Source organism: Streptomyces sp. NBC_01224 (assembly GCF_036002945.1).
In the GTDB taxonomy this organism is placed as follows: Bacteria; Actinomycetota; Actinomycetes; order Streptomycetales; family Streptomycetaceae; genus Streptomyces.
In genome coordinates this window covers 4,252,877-4,268,982 of record NZ_CP108529.1, presented here as the reverse complement: position 1 = coordinate 4,268,982, position 16,106 = coordinate 4,252,877, and the positions used below count along the sequence as shown (strand labels likewise).

Annotated in this window: 19 protein-coding genes; 12 read left to right on the top strand and 7 right to left on the bottom strand. The window is 70.4% G+C overall.

Features of this window, described 5'->3' with window-relative positions; all coding sequences use genetic code 11:
* Positions 1-92: 92 nt before the first annotated feature.
* On the top strand, positions 93-986 hold the full coding sequence (locus OG609_RS18890) for a phosphatidylinositol-specific phospholipase C (RefSeq protein ID WP_327273904.1): 894 nt from the start codon (positions 93-95) through the stop codon (positions 984-986).
* A gap of 224 nt (positions 987-1,210) precedes the next feature.
* On the opposite strand, the gene OG609_RS18885 is transcribed toward OG609_RS18890, so the two are convergent.
* The 6 genes from OG609_RS18885 to OG609_RS18860 all read right to left on the bottom strand — a co-directional run bounded on the left by OG609_RS18885 (position 1,211) and on the right by OG609_RS18860 (position 6,772).
* A complete protein-coding gene (locus OG609_RS18885; protein WP_327273903.1) occupies positions 1,211-2,638 on the bottom strand; it encodes a sensor histidine kinase in 1,428 nt (475 codons plus the stop codon).
* Positions 2,635-3,363: a response regulator transcription factor gene (locus OG609_RS18880; protein ID WP_327273902.1), complete on the bottom strand. Its 729-nt coding sequence runs from the start codon at positions 3,361-3,363 to the stop codon at positions 2,635-2,637. Before OG609_RS18880 ends, OG609_RS18885 begins: the two co-directional genes overlap by 4 nt.
* Before the next feature lie 60 nt (positions 3,364-3,423).
* Positions 3,424-3,612 carry a hypothetical protein gene (locus tag OG609_RS18875; RefSeq protein WP_327273901.1) on the bottom strand — a complete coding sequence of 63 codons (189 nt, stop codon included), beginning with the start codon at positions 3,610-3,612 and terminating at the stop codon, positions 3,424-3,426.
* Between the two features lie 10 nt (positions 3,613-3,622).
* Complete coding sequence (locus OG609_RS18870; protein WP_327273900.1) at positions 3,623-4,744, bottom strand: S1C family serine protease; 1,122 nt, start codon at positions 4,742-4,744, stop codon at positions 3,623-3,625.
* A gap of 159 nt (positions 4,745-4,903) precedes the next feature.
* Positions 4,904-5,947 (bottom strand): LacI family DNA-binding transcriptional regulator, encoded by a 1,044-nt coding sequence (locus OG609_RS18865; protein WP_327273899.1) that lies wholly within the window; start codon positions 5,945-5,947, stop codon positions 4,904-4,906.
* A gap of 24 nt (positions 5,948-5,971) precedes the next feature.
* Positions 5,972-6,772, bottom strand: a complete 801-nt coding sequence (locus OG609_RS18860) for a response regulator transcription factor (protein ID WP_327273898.1) — start codon at positions 6,770-6,772, stop codon at positions 5,972-5,974.
* A 314-nt stretch (positions 6,773-7,086) separates the two neighbouring features.
* On the opposite strand from OG609_RS18860, the gene OG609_RS18855 reads away from it, so the two are divergent.
* The 8 genes from OG609_RS18855 (at position 7,087) to OG609_RS18825 (ending at position 12,681) form a co-directional block, all read left to right on the top strand.
* Positions 7,087-7,983 (top strand): alpha/beta hydrolase family protein, encoded by an 897-nt coding sequence (locus tag OG609_RS18855; RefSeq protein ID WP_327273897.1) that lies wholly within the window; start codon positions 7,087-7,089, stop codon positions 7,981-7,983.
* A gap of 41 nt (positions 7,984-8,024) precedes the next feature.
* A complete protein-coding gene (locus OG609_RS18850; RefSeq protein ID WP_093899708.1) occupies positions 8,025-8,279 on the top strand; it encodes a MoaD/ThiS family protein in 255 nt (84 codons plus the stop codon).
* Between the two features lie 10 nt (positions 8,280-8,289).
* Positions 8,290-9,750 carry a hypothetical protein gene (locus OG609_RS18845; RefSeq protein ID WP_327273896.1) on the top strand — a complete coding sequence of 487 codons (1,461 nt, stop codon included), beginning with the start codon at positions 8,290-8,292 and terminating at the stop codon, positions 9,748-9,750.
* Between the two features lie 132 nt (positions 9,751-9,882).
* Positions 9,883-10,572 carry an LmeA family phospholipid-binding protein gene (locus OG609_RS18840; protein ID WP_327273895.1) on the top strand — a complete coding sequence of 230 codons (690 nt, stop codon included), beginning with the start codon at positions 9,883-9,885 and terminating at the stop codon, positions 10,570-10,572.
* 209 nt (positions 10,573-10,781) lie between these two features.
* Positions 10,782-10,889 (top strand): putative leader peptide, encoded by a 108-nt coding sequence (locus OG609_RS46205; RefSeq protein ID WP_350983699.1) that lies wholly within the window; start codon positions 10,782-10,784, stop codon positions 10,887-10,889.
* A 158-nt stretch (positions 10,890-11,047) separates the two neighbouring features.
* Complete coding sequence (locus tag OG609_RS18835; protein WP_327273894.1) at positions 11,048-11,893, top strand: sulfurtransferase; 846 nt, start codon at positions 11,048-11,050, stop codon at positions 11,891-11,893.
* A 51-nt stretch (positions 11,894-11,944) separates the two neighbouring features.
* Positions 11,945-12,232 carry a DUF1416 domain-containing protein gene (locus OG609_RS18830; protein WP_018490348.1) on the top strand — a complete coding sequence of 96 codons (288 nt, stop codon included), beginning with the start codon at positions 11,945-11,947 and terminating at the stop codon, positions 12,230-12,232.
* A 191-nt stretch (positions 12,233-12,423) separates the two neighbouring features.
* Positions 12,424-12,681: a DUF3099 domain-containing protein gene (locus OG609_RS18825; protein ID WP_093899704.1), complete on the top strand. Its 258-nt coding sequence runs from the start codon at positions 12,424-12,426 to the stop codon at positions 12,679-12,681.
* A gap of 19 nt (positions 12,682-12,700) precedes the next feature.
* Here the strand turns inward: OG609_RS18825 and OG609_RS18820 are convergent, their stop codons facing one another.
* Positions 12,701-13,063 (bottom strand): DsrE family protein, encoded by a 363-nt coding sequence (locus tag OG609_RS18820; RefSeq protein WP_093540233.1) that lies wholly within the window; start codon positions 13,061-13,063, stop codon positions 12,701-12,703.
* Positions 13,064-13,169: 106 nt separating this feature from the next.
* Between OG609_RS18820 and OG609_RS18815 the strand changes: the two genes are divergently transcribed.
* From OG609_RS18815 to OG609_RS18805, 3 genes are read left to right on the top strand one after another with little or no spacing between them, the layout of a single operon-like run.
* Positions 13,170-14,123: a hypothetical protein gene (locus tag OG609_RS18815; protein ID WP_442817978.1), complete on the top strand. Its 954-nt coding sequence runs from the start codon at positions 13,170-13,172 to the stop codon at positions 14,121-14,123.
* Positions 14,120-14,956, top strand: coding sequence for a hypothetical protein (locus OG609_RS18810; RefSeq protein WP_327273893.1), 837 nt, complete (start codon positions 14,120-14,122; stop codon positions 14,954-14,956). Before OG609_RS18815 ends, OG609_RS18810 begins: the two co-directional genes overlap by 4 nt.
* On the top strand, positions 14,953-15,843 hold the full coding sequence (locus tag OG609_RS18805) for a hypothetical protein (RefSeq protein ID WP_327273892.1): 891 nt from the start codon (positions 14,953-14,955) through the stop codon (positions 15,841-15,843). The genes OG609_RS18810 and OG609_RS18805 overlap by 4 nt, the downstream gene beginning before the upstream one ends.
* Positions 15,844-16,106: the final 263 nt, after the last annotated feature.

The following is a 16,106-nucleotide window of genomic DNA, read 5'->3' as shown; positions in this document are numbered from 1 at the left end:
GGGCGGGCTGCCGTCGAACCCGTTCCGTTGGTGTCGTGCACCCGTCATAATTTGGCGGCTGACCCCCCACAGCAGACGGAGGCACTCCCCGCATGAGTCCGTACACCGCCACTCGCCGGAACTTCCTGGCCGGCGCTCTCGCCGCCACCGCCACCGTTGTCGTCGGCGCGGGCCCCGCCACCGCCGGGGCCCGGCAGGTCCTCGCCACCCAGGACTGGATGGGCGCCGTCCCCGATGGCACCGCGTTGCAACGCCTCACGATCCCCGGTTCGCACGACTCGGGGGCTCGCTACGGTGGGCCGTGGACGGAGTGTCAGAACACCACCGTGGGCGAGCAGTTGATCAGCGGGCTGCGGTTCCTCGACGTGCGGTGCCGGGTCACCGGTGACTCGTTCGCGATCCATCACGGCGCCTCGTACCAGAACCTGATGTTCGGCGATGTGCTCGGCGCCTGTTGGGACTTCCTGGCGGCTCACCCGGGCGAGACCGTGCTGATGCGGGTCAAGCAGGAGTACTCCGAGGAGAGCGACGCGGAGTTCCGGCGGATCTTCGACCTCTACCTCGACGTCAAGGGGTGGCGGCCGTTGTTCCGTATCGGCTCCGCGCTGCCCTCGCTGGGTGAGGCGCGCGGCATGGTCGTACTGCTTGCCGACAACGGCGGTCTGCCCGGGGTCCGTTACGCCGATCCGGAACTCTTCGACATCCAGGACGACTACATGGCGGAGCCGTTCGCCAAGTATCCGAAGATCGAGGCCCAGTTCCGCAAGGCCGCGCAGCAGCCCGGGAAGCTGTTCATGAACTACGTCAGCACCGCCGCCCTGATGCCGCCGCGCTGGAACGCGGACCGGCTCAACCCGCAGGTGCAGTCGTTCCTGGACGGATCGCAGGCGGCGGGCTGGACCGGGCTCGGGATCGTCCCGCTGGACTTCCCCGCCACCCGGTCCGGCCTGGTGGAATCGCTGATCCGGCACAACCCCGGGGTCTGAGTGCTCCCGGCGCCGCGGACCCTTACGAGATCGAGGTGCTCCGGCCGGACGATTTTCTGCTGGACACGCTCGACCTGGCCCCGCTGGATGTGTTCTCCGTCCTGCGCAGGCAGGCAGGAGGCTACCGACGAGAACCCCGTGACCTGCATGGACTGCTTGATCGGCCGGCGACTGGGGGAGCGCCGCAATGCGCAGCGGAGTTCCGCCGACGACTCCGAGCCGCGTCAGAGCCCCGGTGGCGGCTGCGGGGCCCCCGGCAGCCTGATCGACGCCTCGGTGCCGTCTCCCTCCGCCGCCGGGCGCAGGGTCACTTCGCCGCCCGACTGCTGGACCGTGCGGGCGACGATCGACAGGCCCAGGCCCGAACCGGGGAGCTGGCGGGCGGACGGGGAGCGCCAGAAGCGTTCGAAGACGTGGGGGAGTTCCTCGGCGGGGATGCCGGGGCCGTGGTCCCGTACGGTCAGTTCACCGTTCCGTAGCGCGACCTCGATAGTGCCGCGGGGCGGGCTGAACTTGACCGCGTTGTCCAGGACGTTGACCACCGCCCGCTCCAGCCCGGCCGGCTCGGCCCGTACGTACCAAGGCGTCAGGTCCGCCCTGATCGTCAGCTCGGGGCCGCGCAGGCGGGCGCGTTCCAGGGCCGTGTCCGCGATGTCGTGCAGAGCGACGACCTGGAGCGGGCCGGGGTCCGCCGCGTCGGGGCGGGCCAGTTCCTGGAGGTCGCCGATGAGCGAGGCCAGCTCGGTCATCTGCGCCTTGACCGATTTCATCAGGGCCCTGCGGTCGTCCGGCGGGATGGCCCTGCCGGTGTCGTCGCTGCGGGCGAGGAGTTCGATGTTGGTACGGAGGGACGTCAGCGGTGTCCGCAGTTCGTGGCCGGCATCCGCGATCAGCTGGGCCTGACGGTCGCGGGAGCTGGCGAGGGAGGCGGTCATCGAGTTGAAGGAGCGGGACAGCCGGGCGATCTCGTCCTCGCCCTCGACCGGGATGTGGACAGTGAGGTCCTCGGTGCGGGCGACGTGCTCGACCGTCTCGGTGAGCTCGTCGACGGGGCGCAGACCGGTGCGGGCGACCCAGAGACCGGCCGCGCCGGCGCCGATCACGCCGATGCCGGAGACGACCAGGAGGACCCAGGCGAGGGTGGAGAGCGGGTCGTCGACGTCGCTCATCGGGCGGGCGATGGAGACGGCGAAGCTTCCCTGCAGCAGGCCCGGAACCTGGCTGCGGGGCTCGTACGCGTAGGTGTAGACGCGCATCTCCTTGCCGTTCTCGGCCCTGGCCGAGTGCAGGGAGTTGTCGCGCAGGTGGGCCGCCACGGCGATGTCGGCGGCGGTCACTCCGATCGGTGACGTCTTGGCGGCGGTGCACGTGCTCCCGGACACGGTGACGAGCTGCACGGTGTACGTTCCCTGGAGCTGCGGTGCGGTCGCTCGATCGGGGCGCGTACAGGCGACGAGCAGGGTCTGCACATAGTCGTCGCTGACCTGGACGTTGCGCAACGAGTCGTCCATCTGCTGCTCCAGCTGGGCCCGCGTCACAACCCAGCACGCCGCCGCGACCACCGCCACCGCGACCGCCACCGCCGTCGCCACCAGCAGCGCGAGCCGGGTTCGCAGCGGCAGGGCGCGGAGCCGGTGCAGGGTCTCGGTCATCCGTCACCGCCGCCGGAGCGGAGCGCGTAACCGACCCCTCGCACCGTGTGCACGAGCCGCGGTTCGCCGCCCGCCTCCGTCTTGCGGCGCAGGTACATCACGTACACGTCCAGGGAGTTGGAGCTCGGTTCGAAGTCGAAGCCCCACACCGCCTTGAGGATCTGCTCGCGGGTCAGCACCTGCCGCGGGTGCGCCAGGAACATCTCCAGCAGGGTGAACTCGGTACGGGTCAGCTCGACCCGGCGCGTGCCCCGGGTGACCTCGCGGGTGGCGAGGTTCATCCGCAGATCGGCGAAGTCCAGCACATCGTCGTCCGGGACGCCGCCCGCCGCGGCCGCGTACGAGCTGCGGCGCAGCAGGGCCCGGATGCGGGCGAAGAGCTCGTCCAGTTCGAACGGCTTCACCAGGTAGTCGTCTGCGCCCGCGTCCAGACCGGTGACCCGGTCGCCGACGGTGTCGCGGGCGGTGAGCATCAGGATGGGTGTGGTGGTGCCTGCGGAGCGAAGCCTGCGGGCCGCCGTCAACCCGTCCATCCGCGGCATCTGGATGTCGAGGACGATGAGGTCGGGGGCGTACGACTCGGCCTTGGCGAGGGCGTCGAGACCGTCGACGGCGACCTCGGTGCCGTACCCCTCGAACGCGAGACTGCGCTGCAGTGCCTCACGCACGGCGGGCTCGTCGTCGACGATCAGGATGCGTTGGGGATCGTCTTCGGCGGGGCTCATCGCTCGTTGTCCTCTTCTCGTTCCGGGCTGCCGGGGCGGGCCGCGGGGCCTGCCGTGCTCTCAGCCTCGCACGGCCGCGGCACGTCGTCGCGCGGCCCGGCGCTTGCGGCCCGCGGTGGCACGGACCTCCGGGGCGCGCCGGGGCCCGGAGGTCCGGTGCGCGGCCGGGTCGGTGGCGAGTTCCGCTACGAGGGCGAGGGGCAGGGCCAGGTCGGCCGGGCCGGTGGGGGTGTGTGTGGGGTGGTGCATGACTGTCTCCTCAGGAGCTGTTGCCGGACCGCAGGGTGTTGAGATCGGCCTTGAGCGTGTTCACCGGGATCGCGAAGCCGAGGCCCACGCTGCCCGCACCGGCGCTGCTGGATCCGTTGGACGAACTCGCCGAGTACATTGCGGAGTTGATGCCGATGATCTCGCCGTTCATATTGATGAGCGCGCCACCGGAGTTGCCGGGGTTGAGCGAGGCGTCGGTCTGGATGGCCTTGTACGTGGTGGTGGAGTTGCCGGTGTCGCCGTTGAACTGCCGGCCGCCGAACTCGAACGGCCACTGCTCGCCGCCGCCCTGCCCCTGGTTCTGGCCGCCGGTGTCCTCCTTGGCGACTGTGACATCGCGGTCGAGGGCGGAGACGATGCCGCTGGTGACGGTGCCGGTGAGGCCCTCCGGCGAGCCGATCGCGACGACCTGGTCGCCGACCGCGACCGCCGAGGAGTCGCCCAGCGTGGCTGTCTTCAGCCCGCTCGCACCCTGGAGCTTGATGAGTGCGAGGTCCTTGTCGGGGTCGGTGCCGACGACCTTCGCGTTGTACGTCTTGCCCGTGCTGAGCGTCACCTTGATCGACGAGGCGCCGGAGATGACGTGGTTGTTGGTGACGACCTCGCCGTCGGACGTGATGACCACTCCGGAGCCGGTGGACTCGCCCGCGGTCGAGGTCGCGTTGATCTCGACGATCATCGGCGAGACGGCCTGGGCGACACCGGCGACGGTTCCCTTGCTGCTCTGCGAGACGGTGGTGCCGGGGACGACGCCGCTGCCCGTGCTGTTCGTGTCGTTGCCGATGAGCTGGCCGATGACGGTGGCGGTACCGCCACCGACGACCGCCGCCGCGATCGCCACGGCCGCCAGGAGGGCCACCGGCCGCCGGGCCCGGCGCCGGGACGAGGCAGGCTCGGGTGCGGGCTGCGGGAGGTCGGAGCCGTAACCGCCGTCCCCGCCTCCGCCGTGCCCGTCGGCGCCGCCGCCCCGGCCGGGCCACACGGTGGTTCCGGGGCCCGTCGCGATCGGCTGCGCGGGCTGGTAGGACGGCGGCGGCGGGTAGGACGCGTCACCGTTGCCGTACGAGGGGTACATCGGGTACTCGCCGCTCGGGCGCTGGCTCTCTGTCATGTCAAAGAGCGTGTCCGGCGAAGATGAGAGAAGCCTGAGCACGCGCTGAGAAGCCCTGCAGAACCTCGTATGTCCCATATAAGGGAGTACGGCCCGCCGGGAAGTACGGGGGGTACGGCCCGGCAGGGACCAGAGGTACGCGGCTACGGCCCGCCCGGCCTATCGCGCCCCGACCGTGGGCTCCCCGCAGCCGCACGACCGCCGCACCACCAGCGCCGACGGGAACTGCTTCAGCCGCTCCCGCCGCGACCCCGACACCCGCAACGCGTCGTCGAGCACCAGGTCCACGGCCGCCCGTGCCATCGCCGGGCGGTCCGAGAAGACCGTAGTCAGCGGCGGATCTGTCAGACCGGCTTCCTTGACGTCGTCGAAGCCCGCCACGGCGAGATCCCCGGGCACATCGATCCGCAGCTCGCGCGCGGCCCGCAGCACACCGATGGCCTGGTCGTCCGTCGAGCAGAAGATCGCCGGCGGCCTGTCCGGACCCGCGAGCAGCTTCAGCGCCACCTGATAGGCGTCGTAACGGTTGTACGGGGCCTGGAAGAGCCGGCCCTCCGTCGAGCGCCCCGACTCGTGCATCGCACGGCGCCAGCCCTCGACGTGGTCGGCGACCGGGTCGCCGACCGCCGGGGTCGACTCCATGCCGCCGAGGCACGCCACGTACTCGTTGCCGTGTTCCAGCAGGTGCCGGGTGGCGAGCTGGGCGCCGCCGATGTCGTCCGTGACGACCGCGACGTCATCGATCGCCTCGGGCCGCTCGTGCAGCAGCACGACCCGCGCGTCCCATGCCTCGATCTCGGCCGCCGCCCGCTCGCTGGGGCCCTGGCTGACCAGGATCAGCCCGGAGACCCGCATGCCGAGAAAGGCCCGCAGATAGTGGACCTCGCGCTCGTCGCGGTAGTCGGAGTTGCCGACGAGCACCATCTTTCCGCGCTCGGCGGCAGCCTGTTCGACCGCGTGCGCCATCTCCGCGAAGAACGGCTGCCGGGCGTCCGGCACGATCATCCCTATGAGGTCGGTCCGCCGCGAGGCCATGGCCTGGGCAACTCGGTCGGGCCGGTACCCCAGCTCCTTGATCGCGGCGAGCACCCGCTCGCGCGTGGCCGGGGCGACCGGCCTGGGTCCGTTGTTGATGACATAGCTGACGACCGCGGTCGACGTACCCGCCAGTCTCGCCACATCGTCCCGCGTCACCTTGGCCACGCGCGGCAGTCTACGCGGATGGACCTACCGGTTGGCAGGCCGGACCGGGGCTTCTTCGACGACCTCGGCCACGCGCGACTGCTCCGGACGGGTTACGGGTTCGGCGGCCGCCTTCGCCGCGGCCTGCGCCTTGGCCTCGGCGGCACGCTCCACCTTCTCCGGTGCGACGAAGCGGTAGCCGACGTTGCGGACCGTACCGATCAGCGACTCGTGTTCGGGGCCGAACTTGGCGCGCAGTCGCCGCACATGGACATCGACCGTACGAGTACCGCCGAAGTAGTCGTAGCCCCAGACCTCCTGGAGCAGCTGGGCGCGGGTGAAGACCCGGCCCGGGTGCTGTGCCAGATATTTGAGCAGTTCGAATTCCTTGAAGGTCAGGTCCAGGACCCGGCCCTTGAGCTTCGCGCTGTACGTCGCCTCGTCGACCGACAGATCGCCGTTGCGGATCTCCATCGGGGAGTCGTCGGCGCTGATCTGCTGCCGGCCGGTGGCCAGCCGCAGCCGGGCCTCGACCTCGGCCGGTCCCGCCGTGTCCAGCAGCACGTCGTCGATGCCCCAGTCGGCGGTGACGGCCGCGAGACCACCCTCCGTCACGACGAGGATCAGCGGACAGCCCGGTCCGGTGGACCGTAGCAGCTGGCACAGCGACCGCACCTGCGGCAGATCGCGGCGGCCGTCGATCAGGATGACGTCGGCACCGGGGGTGTCGACGAGAGCGGGGCCTTCGGCCGGCGCCACCCGCACGCTGTGCAGCAGGAGACCGAGGGCCGGAAGCACCTCCGTCGACGGTTGAAGGGCATTCGTCAGGAGCAGCAGTGAACTCATCGCCGCCCACCTGCCTGGGTCGTCGGTCGGTGATCGTGCACGGTTCGCTCGCCCATTACGTCGGTCCTCCTCGTTCCCTGCGAGAGGGGCACTCCCGGGCTCGGGCCCGGGGGAGTATGCGGCACTTCTTCGTACGTTTCGTGCTGGCTTTCGCGCTGCTTGCCGTACGACATTCGTCATACGGGTTTTACGGGTGCGGTCCCGCGCCCTGGGACCGCTGAGCTTGTGGAAACGTCGCCGTAACAACGCTTGGAAAGCACAAAAGGACCCGGGGGCTGCTTTGCCCGGATCCTCTTCCCAGCAGAATAGCCCACATGAGTTCAGTGTCCGAGGGGCGATTTCGGAGTTCTTCTGTTCCCTTGATCACGCCGGGTCCACTGCGCACCACATTGCGGACCGATGACGGGGTGCATATCGAGGCGGTGTACCAGCCGTGTACGGCAGACGCCGGGGCTGCTGCGGGAACATCCTTCGACAGTACTGCGATCGTGGTCGCGCACGGTTTCACCGGAGCGGTGGACCGGCCCGCGGTGCGGCGTGCCGCGGGGGTGTTCGCCCAGCGTGCGGCCGTGATCACGTTCTCCTTCCGGGGGCACGGCGGGTCCGGCGGGCGGTCGACGGTGGGCGACCGCGAGGTGCTGGATCTCGCGGCTGCGGTGGAGTGGGCGCGGGCGCTCGGACACCGGCGGATCGTGACCGTCGGGTTTTCGATGGGCGGTTCCGTGGTGCTGCGGCACGGGGCGCTGTATGCGGGACGATCGACGGCCGGTACGGAAGCCGGTGGTGTTGCGGAGCGCGAGGGGCGCATTGAGGCGCGCAACGAGGCGCACGCGGATGCGGTGGTGGCCGTGAGCGCCCCTGCGCGCTGGTACTACCGGGGCACGGCTCCGATGCGCCGCCTGCACTGGGTGGTCACCCGACCCGTCGGCCGGCTGGTCGGCCGCTACGGGTTCCGCACGCGGATCGACCGGAACGAGTGGAATCCGGTGCCGCTCGCGCCGGTCCAGGCGGCCGGGCTGATCGCCCCGGCCCCGCTGCTGATCGTGCACGGCGACCAGGACCCGTACTTCCCGCTGGACCACCCCCGGATGCTGGCGGACGCGGCGGGCGACGGTGCCGAGCTGTGGCTGGAGCGTGGCATGGGCCATGCCGAGAACGCCGCCGACGAGAACTTGCTCACCCGCATCGGCGACTGGGCGGTGGCGCGGTGATTCATGATGGACAGCTGATGCGAGACGAGAGGAACGCCGCCATGCCTGCGGGAACGATCCGCTACTGGGCCGCCGCCAAGGCCGCCGCCGGGACCGCGGAGGAGCCGTACACAGCCGCGACCCTCGCCGAGGCGCTCGACGCGGTGCGTGAGCGGCACCCCGGTGAGCTCACCCGGGTGCTGCAAAGGTGCTCGTTCCTCATCGACGGTGCCCCCGTAGGGACCCGCAGTCATGAGACCGTACGCCTTGCCGAGGGCGGCACGGTCGAGGTGCTCCCGCCGTTCGCAGGAGGGTGAACCGCAGAACATGAGCAGCAACGATCAGCAGCATCCGTACGGACAGGACCCGGTCTACGGGTACGACCCGCTGAACGGCCAGGAGCCGCAGCCCGCGCAGCCGTACGGGGAGCGGTCCTACGGCGACCAGCCCTACGGCGCGCAGCCGTACGGAAATCAGTCGTACGGAAATCAGCCGTACGCGGATCAGTCCTACGGCGACCAGTCCTACGGCGACCAGTCCTACGGTCAGCAGTCGTACGGGGGCGAGTCCTACGGCGCGCAGTCGTACGGTCGGCAGGCCCCGTACGGAGCCCCGCAACAGGCGCACGGCCCGTACAACCCGAACCAGGCACCCCGGGCGAACCCCGGGCCCGCGTGGCCGGCCGGGCACATGCAGGAGCCCGCCGCGCCTGATGGGCACGGCCCGCAGGATCCCGGTGTCACCCAGACCTGGGAGGGCCAGACCTGGGACACCCAGTACCAGCCGGCCATCCGGCCCGCCCAGTCCGCCCAGCCGGTGCAGCAGTCCGTTCCGGCCGCCGCCGAGACCGGATATCCGCAGCCGCCGCTGGGTGCCTCCGGCTCCTACCCGCTGCCTCCCGAGGCCCCGGTCGCGCCCGTCGCGGCCGAGCCGGTCCGGGCGGACGCGCCCGCCGGCGCGACTCCGGCCGCCACCGCATCCGCACACGATGCCGCCGGTTACAGCGCGCCCACCACCCTGGGCAACAGCCGCATCACCGATGCCCAGCGTGCCCGCGCCGAGGGCCGTTCGCCGATCATCGCGCCGGGTATGCAGCCCGCCGGGATCACCGCGGGACTCGGGCTGCTGCTCGCCGTCGGCGCCGCGATCGGGCCGTACGCCCTGGTCGTACCCCTGGTGCTGCTCCAGGCCGTGACCGCGGCCGGCTGGTTCCGGCTCAACGGCATGTGGCCGGCCCGGCAGGGCATCGCGCTCGCGTTCGCCGGTGGCTTCGTAGCCGACATCGCACTGCTCGTCGCGGGCCGTGAGAACGGACCGGCCGCCATCCTCGGCACCCTCGGCATCTGGGTGCTGCTCACCCTGGTACTCCAGCTGCGCAGCCACGCGAGCGCCGACGAGCGGATGCAGGGGCTGATGGCCACCGTCGCGTCGGCCGCCCTCTCCGTCCTGGCCGCAGGACATCTCGCGGCGGTCCCGGACGCGGTGACGGTGGGCGGGGTGGCCGTCGCGGTCGCCGTGCTCGTCCGCGCGCTGCCGCTGCCCGGACCTGTCTCGGTCGTGGCGGCGCTGCTCGCCGCCGCGGGCGCCGGTGCGGTGGCGGGGGCGTTCACCGACTTCGGTACGAAGGGTGCGCTGCTCGGCCTCGCGGCGGGTGGTTGCGCACTGATCGGGCTGCGGGTGGCGAGCTACGACTACCCGTCACGGTTCGTCCACATGACGGCCGGTGTGGCACTGCCGCTCACCGCCGCGGCCCCCGCCGTCTATCTGATCGGTCGTGCGATCGCGTAGCGCGGAACGGTGTCGCCCCCGGGAACCGAAGGGGGGCGACCACTCGTCGATGACCCCGGGCGCGCTGTGCATCCATAGTGGACGCGCGGGCGCCAGGGGTCCGGCCGGATTCAGGGTGGGGGAAGAGCGGGCATGCGTGCACTGCGAATACTGCTGGTGACAGTGGTGGTTCTGGGCGGGATCTTCGTCGCTGTCGACCGGGCGGCGGTGTACTTCGCCGAGTCGGAGGTCGAGGGGCGGGTCCAGGTCACCGGCGCCACGATCGGCTCGACGGACGTCTCCATCAAGGGATTCCCGTTCCTGACGCAGGTCGCCGGAGACCAGCTCGACGAGGTCGACGTCAAGATCACCGGCATCGAGACCGATGCCAACGGCCGCAGGATCCGGATCAGCCGGATGAACGCCGCGCTGCACGAGGTGAAGCTCGCCGACGGCTACTCCAGCGCCACCGCCGCCCGTGCCACCGGCACCGCCGTCATCTCGTACGAGGACCTGACCAAGGCCGCCAGCGACGGCGTCGTCGTCGAGTACGGCGGCAACGGCAAGGTGAAGGTGACCGGCACGGTCGACATCCTCGGCAACCCGCTCTCGCGCAGTGTGCTCTCCACCGTCACTCTGGTCGGCGGCCACACGATCAAGGTGCACGCGGACAAGGTGCCGGGCGAGGGCATCCCGGGGCTGGAGGGTCTGGTGCGCGAGAAGACCGACTTCGAGCGGGAGGTCGGCGGTCTGCCCAGCGGTCTGAAGCTGGAGAAGATCCAGCCGACCGCCGACGGCCTGGAGATCTCGGTGACGGGCACGGACGTACGGCTCGCGGGATAAGTCCGACCGGCAAATGGGGGCCTCAACGACCCTGCGCTCCACATATTGAGACGGCTGTGTCCGATCCGTAGATGGCGACGGGCGCCGACGGCGAGGGGCCGACGCGGGAGAAGCCGTAACGCGATGCGTGTCCCACATCACGGACGATCGTGTCTCACAATGCGACACGGCGGTGACATGCCCGCCCCCACCTCCCTACGATCGGTCCCATGCAGTGCTCTATTGGCGGTCTCCCACAGCGGGGACGGGCGGATCTCACGAAGCGGCGGGCAGTGGACCTGTGCCGCGTCGCCGCCATGCTCTGTCGCACTGTCTGAGCGGGAGCCTTCGGCGCCCCGCATTCCCCGGCCCTTCGACCGATGTCAGGGCCCATCCCGATCGCCTGTGCACGTGCGCCGCACCCTGTGCCGCCGTACGTCCGCATCACGCACCGTCTCGCATCATCTCGCCGCAGACTGCCCCGGAGGAGAACAGAATGAGCCGCAGTGACGTCCTGGTAGACGCCGACTGGGTCGAGGCCCACATCGACGACCCGAAGATCGCTCTCGTCGAGGTCGACGAGGACACCTCGGCGTACGAGAAGAACCACATCAAGAACGCGATCCGGATCGACTGGACCAAGGACCTCCAGGACCCGATCCGCCGCGACTTCATCGACCAGGCCGGCTTCGAGAAGCTGCTGTCCGAGAAGGGCATCGGCAACGACACCACTGTCGTCCTGTACGGCGGCAACAACAACTGGTTCGCGTCCTACGCGTTCTGGTACTTCAAGCTCTACGGTCACCAGGACGTCCGCCTGCTCGACGGCGGCCGCAAGAAGTGGGAGCTCGACTCCCGCGACCTGGTCGACGGCGACCAGATCCCGTCCCGCCCGGCCACCGCGTACAAGGCCCAGCCGCAGGACGAGTCGATCCGCGCCTACCGCGACGAGGTCGTGAAGGCGATCGGCAGCCAGAACCTGGTCGACGTGCGGTCGCCCGACGAGTTCAGCGGCAAGCTGCTCGCCCCGGCGCACCTCCCGCAGGAGCAGTCCCAGCGCCCCGGCCATGTGCCGACCGCCCGCAACATCCCGTGGTCGAAGAACGCCAACGACGACGGCACCTTCAAGTCGGACGACGAGCTCAAGGCCCTCTACGAGGACGAGCAGGTCGACCTGGCGAAGGACACCATCGCGTACTGCCGTATCGGCGAGCGCTCCGCGCTCACCTGGTTCGTGCTGCACGAGCTGCTCGGCCAGGAGAACGTCAAGAACTACGACGGTTCGTGGACCGAGTACGGCTCCCTCGTGGGTGTGCCGATCGAGCTCGGCGCCAACAAGTAACTCCGCACGACCCGGACCAGCACGACCCCCGACCAAGAAGGACAGAACACCATGTGTGGAGCAAAGGCCGGTGGCCCCGACGCTTCGACCATCAAGCCCGGTGAGACCACCATCCAGGGCAGCGTGACCCGCGACGGCGAACCCGTCACCGGTTACGTACGCCTGCTGGACTCGACCGGCGAGTTCACCGCGGAGGTCCCGACCTCGGCGACCGGACAGTTCCGGTTCTACGCGGCCGAGGGCACGTGGACGCTGCGCGCCCTCGTCCCGGGCGGCAGCGCCGACCGCACGGTCGTGGCGCAGACGGGTGGCCTCTCCGAGGTCGCGATCGCCGTCTAGTTCCGAACGCGGCCTCGTGCCGCTTCGCGGGCTTCGAGCCGATGCGCCGGACTGCGTCCGCCGGACCGGCCCGGAGCTCCCGCGACGCCTTACCGGCCGAAGGGCCGTACCCCGGGGGTTGGACGCCTTCTGAAGCGGGGTACGGCCCTTCGCGCCGTTCGCGTGGGCGGGAACGGGCCTACGCTTGAGTTATGTACGCCCGACGCCGTCGCGGCTATTTCCTCATGATGGGCGGCTGCATCGTCCTCTTCGTATCGGCCTGGTCCTTTGTCAGACTGTGGTCGATGCCCGCCGCGATAGCGATGTGCGTCGTCGCCATGGTGATTCCGCCCGTCGCGGCCATGGTCGCCAACCGTCGGGGCCCGGAGGACCGCTGGTGGGACGATCCGTCGGGCGACCCGCAGTCCGACGAGTGGTGGGACGAGCTCGACGGCAAGAAGCGGCGGTAGCGGGTACGGCGCGGGTGCGTCAGTAGACGAGGGCCTGGACGCCGTCGGCCATGATCTCGCTGACGAAGACCTGGGCGCCCGCGATCCGTACGCCCTCCAGGACGTCCTGCTCGGTGATGTCGCGACGGGCCGCGCACTGCGTGCACAGGGTGATCTGCCCGCCCGCCTGGATCGACTCGATCAGATCCGGCAGCGGCGCGGCATGCGGCAGTTCGAACTCCGCGGCGCGCCCCGGCAGAGCAAACCATGAGGATTCGCCGGTCAGCCAGAGCGAGACCTCCACGCCGCTGGCGACGGCGACCGCGGCCACCGTGAACGCCTGCGAGCAGCGCTCGGCTGAGTCGGCACCGGCAGTCACCTTGATCACGAGCTTCTTCGGCATATGCCGAACTGTAATCGCCGGGCGGGCAACCTCATCTCCCCGGTGGCAGTCAGGTGTGTGCGCGGATAACGGAATTCGCGCCTCAGGTCTCGTGGGGGGACCCCTTTTGGAACCGAAAGACACCATTCCTGACGGGCAGGCCGGGCCGCTCGCCGCGGAGGAGATACCGGCCGGTGCCGTAGCGCCATCGTTGGCGGGAGAGACACCGGAGCCGGTGCCGGAGGCGGTGCTCGAGGCCGGACCCGAGCCCGAGCCTCAGCCCCAGCCCGTTCCCGAGTCGGCGCCCGTGGCCGAGCCGGGGGCCGCACCGGTCGCCGCGCCCGTCGTGAAGCGCCCGCGCGGGCGCACGGCGCTGCTGATCGCCGCTGCCGCGGTGCTCGGCATCGCGGGCGGCACCGCCGTGGGCTACGACGTGCAGGCCGGACGCGCCCCGACCCCGCTGCCCGCCCTGTCGCAGCCCGATCTGGCGTACCCGGCGAAGGCACTGCCCGCGGGCAAGGCCCCGGACCCGCTGCCCGCCTCCGAGGACCGGCGGGTCAGGACGGGCGGCGACCTGCGCAAGCTGCTCGCCGACAGACCCGCGGGCTGGAGCGAGGACAAGGCGGCGCCGGGCCTCCGCGACGGCTGGCTGGGCGTGGACGAGTACGCCCGCACCTTCAGGGACAAGGGCGACCAGTACGAGTACTTCCTGGAGTCCGACATGCGCCGGATCGCGGGTGCCGCCTGGAAGCGCGGGCAGTACCGCACCGCCGAGACCCATCTCGTGCAGTTCCGCTCGGGCGTCGTGCAGGAAGCCCAGGTCTTGGCCGAGGGCCAGCGTTCGTACATGCCCGGCACCGAGTTCGGTGCGGGCAACGACGGCGATCCGCTCAAGGGAAGCGGCAACGGCCGCTACTACCTCTACGAGGTCGAGCGGAAGCCGGGCTATCTGCCGTCCTATCGGGCCAGGGCCATCGTGTACCGCGGCGACATCATGGCCGACATCAACATCTACGACACCGTACCGATCAGCAAGAAGGACATCCGGACGCTGGCCGAGCGACAGCTGGAGCGCCTGTGAACGACGTGACCACGCAGGTGACGACGCCCGACGAGAGCGCCGACGCTCCCGGGCCCGCGGCCCCGCTTCCCCCGGCCGCCCCCGGCCGCTCACGCCGGCTGATCCGCACAGCGCTCCCCGTCGTGCTGGTGATCGCCGCGGTCGCAGGTGCGGCCGCCTACACCAGCAGCACGGTGGGCAGCGCCGACCACAGCGTCAGGACCGTCCTCTGGCAGGAGCCCGAGCACGAGCCGGGCAAGGACCCGGCCGGCGACGTGGCCCGGGGCAGGGCCTCCACCGAGCTCAGCAAGTTGCTGCTGCCGGTCCCGATCGGCTACCGGCTCGGCCCCGACATCGGCGAGATGGGCAACGACGGCGAGCAGAGCGGCAGGAAGGCGGCAGCTGCGGTGAAGGAGAGCGCCCGCGGTCTCGCGGGCAAGGAGCGCCGGGACTACGAGAAGCGGATCGACGAGCTCCGTATCGAGGGCACCGCCGTCCGTTCCTATGTATCGGACGGCAACGACCTGCTGGTGGAAACACAGATCATGCGGATGAAGGACAAGAAGGCGGTCCGGAACCTCTACAACGTCAGGTCGGACCTCTCCGAGACCATCGGCATCTTCCGCCGGGGTCCGAAGATCCAGGGACACACGAGGCACGCCAAGTGCTTCCTCCTGCGCAAGGACAGCGAAGCCGACGAGGACTTCATGGTGTCCATGGAGTGCATGGCGTACGACGGCGAGCTGAGCATCGGCGTCTCGGTGTCCGGCACCGTGCCCTTCGACCGGGAGGCCGTCGCCGAATTGCTGAAGGACCAGCTCGACCACATCGCGTCTCCGGGGGAGTACGTATGACCGAGCAGACGACGGAAACGCCCGCCGCGCCCGCCGGGACCGAGCCTGCCGCGCCCTCCGAGGCCACCCCCGTACCGCAGGCGCCCGAGCCTCCGTCGGCCCCGCCGCCGGTGCCCAAGCAGCCCAGGCGCGTCCTGCGGGCCGTCGCCCGGTGGACTGTCGCGGCCCTGGTTCTCGGCGGCCTCGGCGCCGGTACGGCCTTCGGTATCACCTCGATGGAGCGCACCGACGTGCCCGGTCTGGCGACCGAGAGCGACGGCCGCTGGGACTATCCCGAGCTCAGCCTGCCCGCGCTCCCGGCCGGCTTGCCCCGCCCGTACAGCGACGGCAATGTCGCCGAGATCCACCACGCCGACCTGCGGCGTCTGCTGCTGCCCGCCCCGGCCGGAGCAACCGTGGACAAGAAGCTCGATGGCGGCTGGGTGAGTACGGAGCAGTACCTCTCCGAGTATGTGAAGGGCAAGCGCTCCGACATCACACACATACTGAAGGACTCTGCTCCGCGGCACGTCGCCGCCCGCGGCTGGACGATGCCCGACGGCACGTCGTCCCGGATTTATCTCGTGCAGTTCAATTCGACGGCCTTCGCGCAGTACTTCAGGGACGCGATCGTCCAGGACACCCCCTCCGGGGTGCCGCTCGTCGGGACGTCCGAGACGTCCGGGATGGTCCTCGACGAAGGCTGGAACGGCGCGGGCAAGGTGGAGCGCACCGCGTCGTACGCGTACGACGAGGCGAAGCCGTACGGCGAGGCGCAGGTCCGCCAGGGTTACCTGGTCGCCGGCGACACGCTCGCCCTCGTCGTCCAGTCCCGCAAGGGCAAGGAGGGCACTCGGAGCGTTCCGTTCCACCAGACGCTGATCCTGCAGAACCAGCTGCTGGGCTGACCTGCCCCTCGGCGATCCCCGGGCAAACCCCGAACCGACGGGACGGGCCCCAACCCATTAGGCTGGGGCCCGGCCCCGTATTGCTGCCATACCGCTCGTTCCAAGGAGCTCCCGTGCTTGAGGCATTCTTCTCCGCCCTGCTGGTCCTGGTCTGCGTCGGCGTTATCGCCTTCGCCGGCGTGACCGTGAAGAAGCTGTACCAGGGTCAGCGCTGACCCTGGCCGCCCTCGCCTCCGTCCGCGCGGGTACCCCCCGTCACGAAC

Bases quoted from the DNA above. Each gene is read 5' to 3' on its own strand.
- OG609_RS18840 (WP_327273895.1), top strand. From the start codon at position 9,883: ATGCGTGCACTGCGAATACTGCTGGTGACAGTGGTGGTTCTGGGCGGG.
- OG609_RS18880 (WP_327273902.1), bottom strand. From the start codon at position 3,363: ATGAGCCCCGCCGAAGACGATCCCCAACGCATCCTGATCGTCGACGAC.
- OG609_RS46205 (WP_350983699.1), top strand. From the start codon at position 10,782: ATGCAGTGCTCTATTGGCGGTCTCCCACAGCGGGGACGGGCGGATCTC.
- OG609_RS18890 (WP_327273904.1), top strand. From the start codon at position 93: ATGAGTCCGTACACCGCCACTCGCCGGAACTTCCTGGCCGGCGCTCTC.
- OG609_RS18875 (WP_327273901.1), bottom strand. From the start codon at position 3,612: ATGCACCACCCCACACACACCCCCACCGGCCCGGCCGACCTGGCCCTG.
- OG609_RS18835 (WP_327273894.1), top strand. From the start codon at position 11,048: ATGAGCCGCAGTGACGTCCTGGTAGACGCCGACTGGGTCGAGGCCCAC.
- OG609_RS18830 (WP_018490348.1), top strand. From the start codon at position 11,945: ATGTGTGGAGCAAAGGCCGGTGGCCCCGACGCTTCGACCATCAAGCCC.
- OG609_RS18820 (WP_093540233.1), bottom strand. From the start codon at position 13,063: ATGCCGAAGAAGCTCGTGATCAAGGTGACTGCCGGTGCCGACTCAGCC.
- OG609_RS18855 (WP_327273897.1), top strand. From the start codon at position 7,087: ATGAGTTCAGTGTCCGAGGGGCGATTTCGGAGTTCTTCTGTTCCCTTG.
- OG609_RS18825 (WP_093899704.1), top strand. From the start codon at position 12,424: ATGTACGCCCGACGCCGTCGCGGCTATTTCCTCATGATGGGCGGCTGC.
- OG609_RS18870 (WP_327273900.1), bottom strand. From the start codon at position 4,744: ATGACAGAGAGCCAGCGCCCGAGCGGCGAGTACCCGATGTACCCCTCG.
- OG609_RS18805 (WP_327273892.1), top strand. From the start codon at position 14,953: ATGACCGAGCAGACGACGGAAACGCCCGCCGCGCCCGCCGGGACCGAG.
- OG609_RS18885 (WP_327273903.1), bottom strand. From the start codon at position 2,638: ATGACCGAGACCCTGCACCGGCTCCGCGCCCTGCCGCTGCGAACCCGG.
- OG609_RS18850 (WP_093899708.1), top strand. From the start codon at position 8,025: ATGCCTGCGGGAACGATCCGCTACTGGGCCGCCGCCAAGGCCGCCGCC.
- OG609_RS18860 (WP_327273898.1), bottom strand. From the start codon at position 6,772: ATGAGTTCACTGCTGCTCCTGACGAATGCCCTTCAACCGTCGACGGAG.
- OG609_RS18845 (WP_327273896.1), top strand. From the start codon at position 8,290: ATGAGCAGCAACGATCAGCAGCATCCGTACGGACAGGACCCGGTCTAC.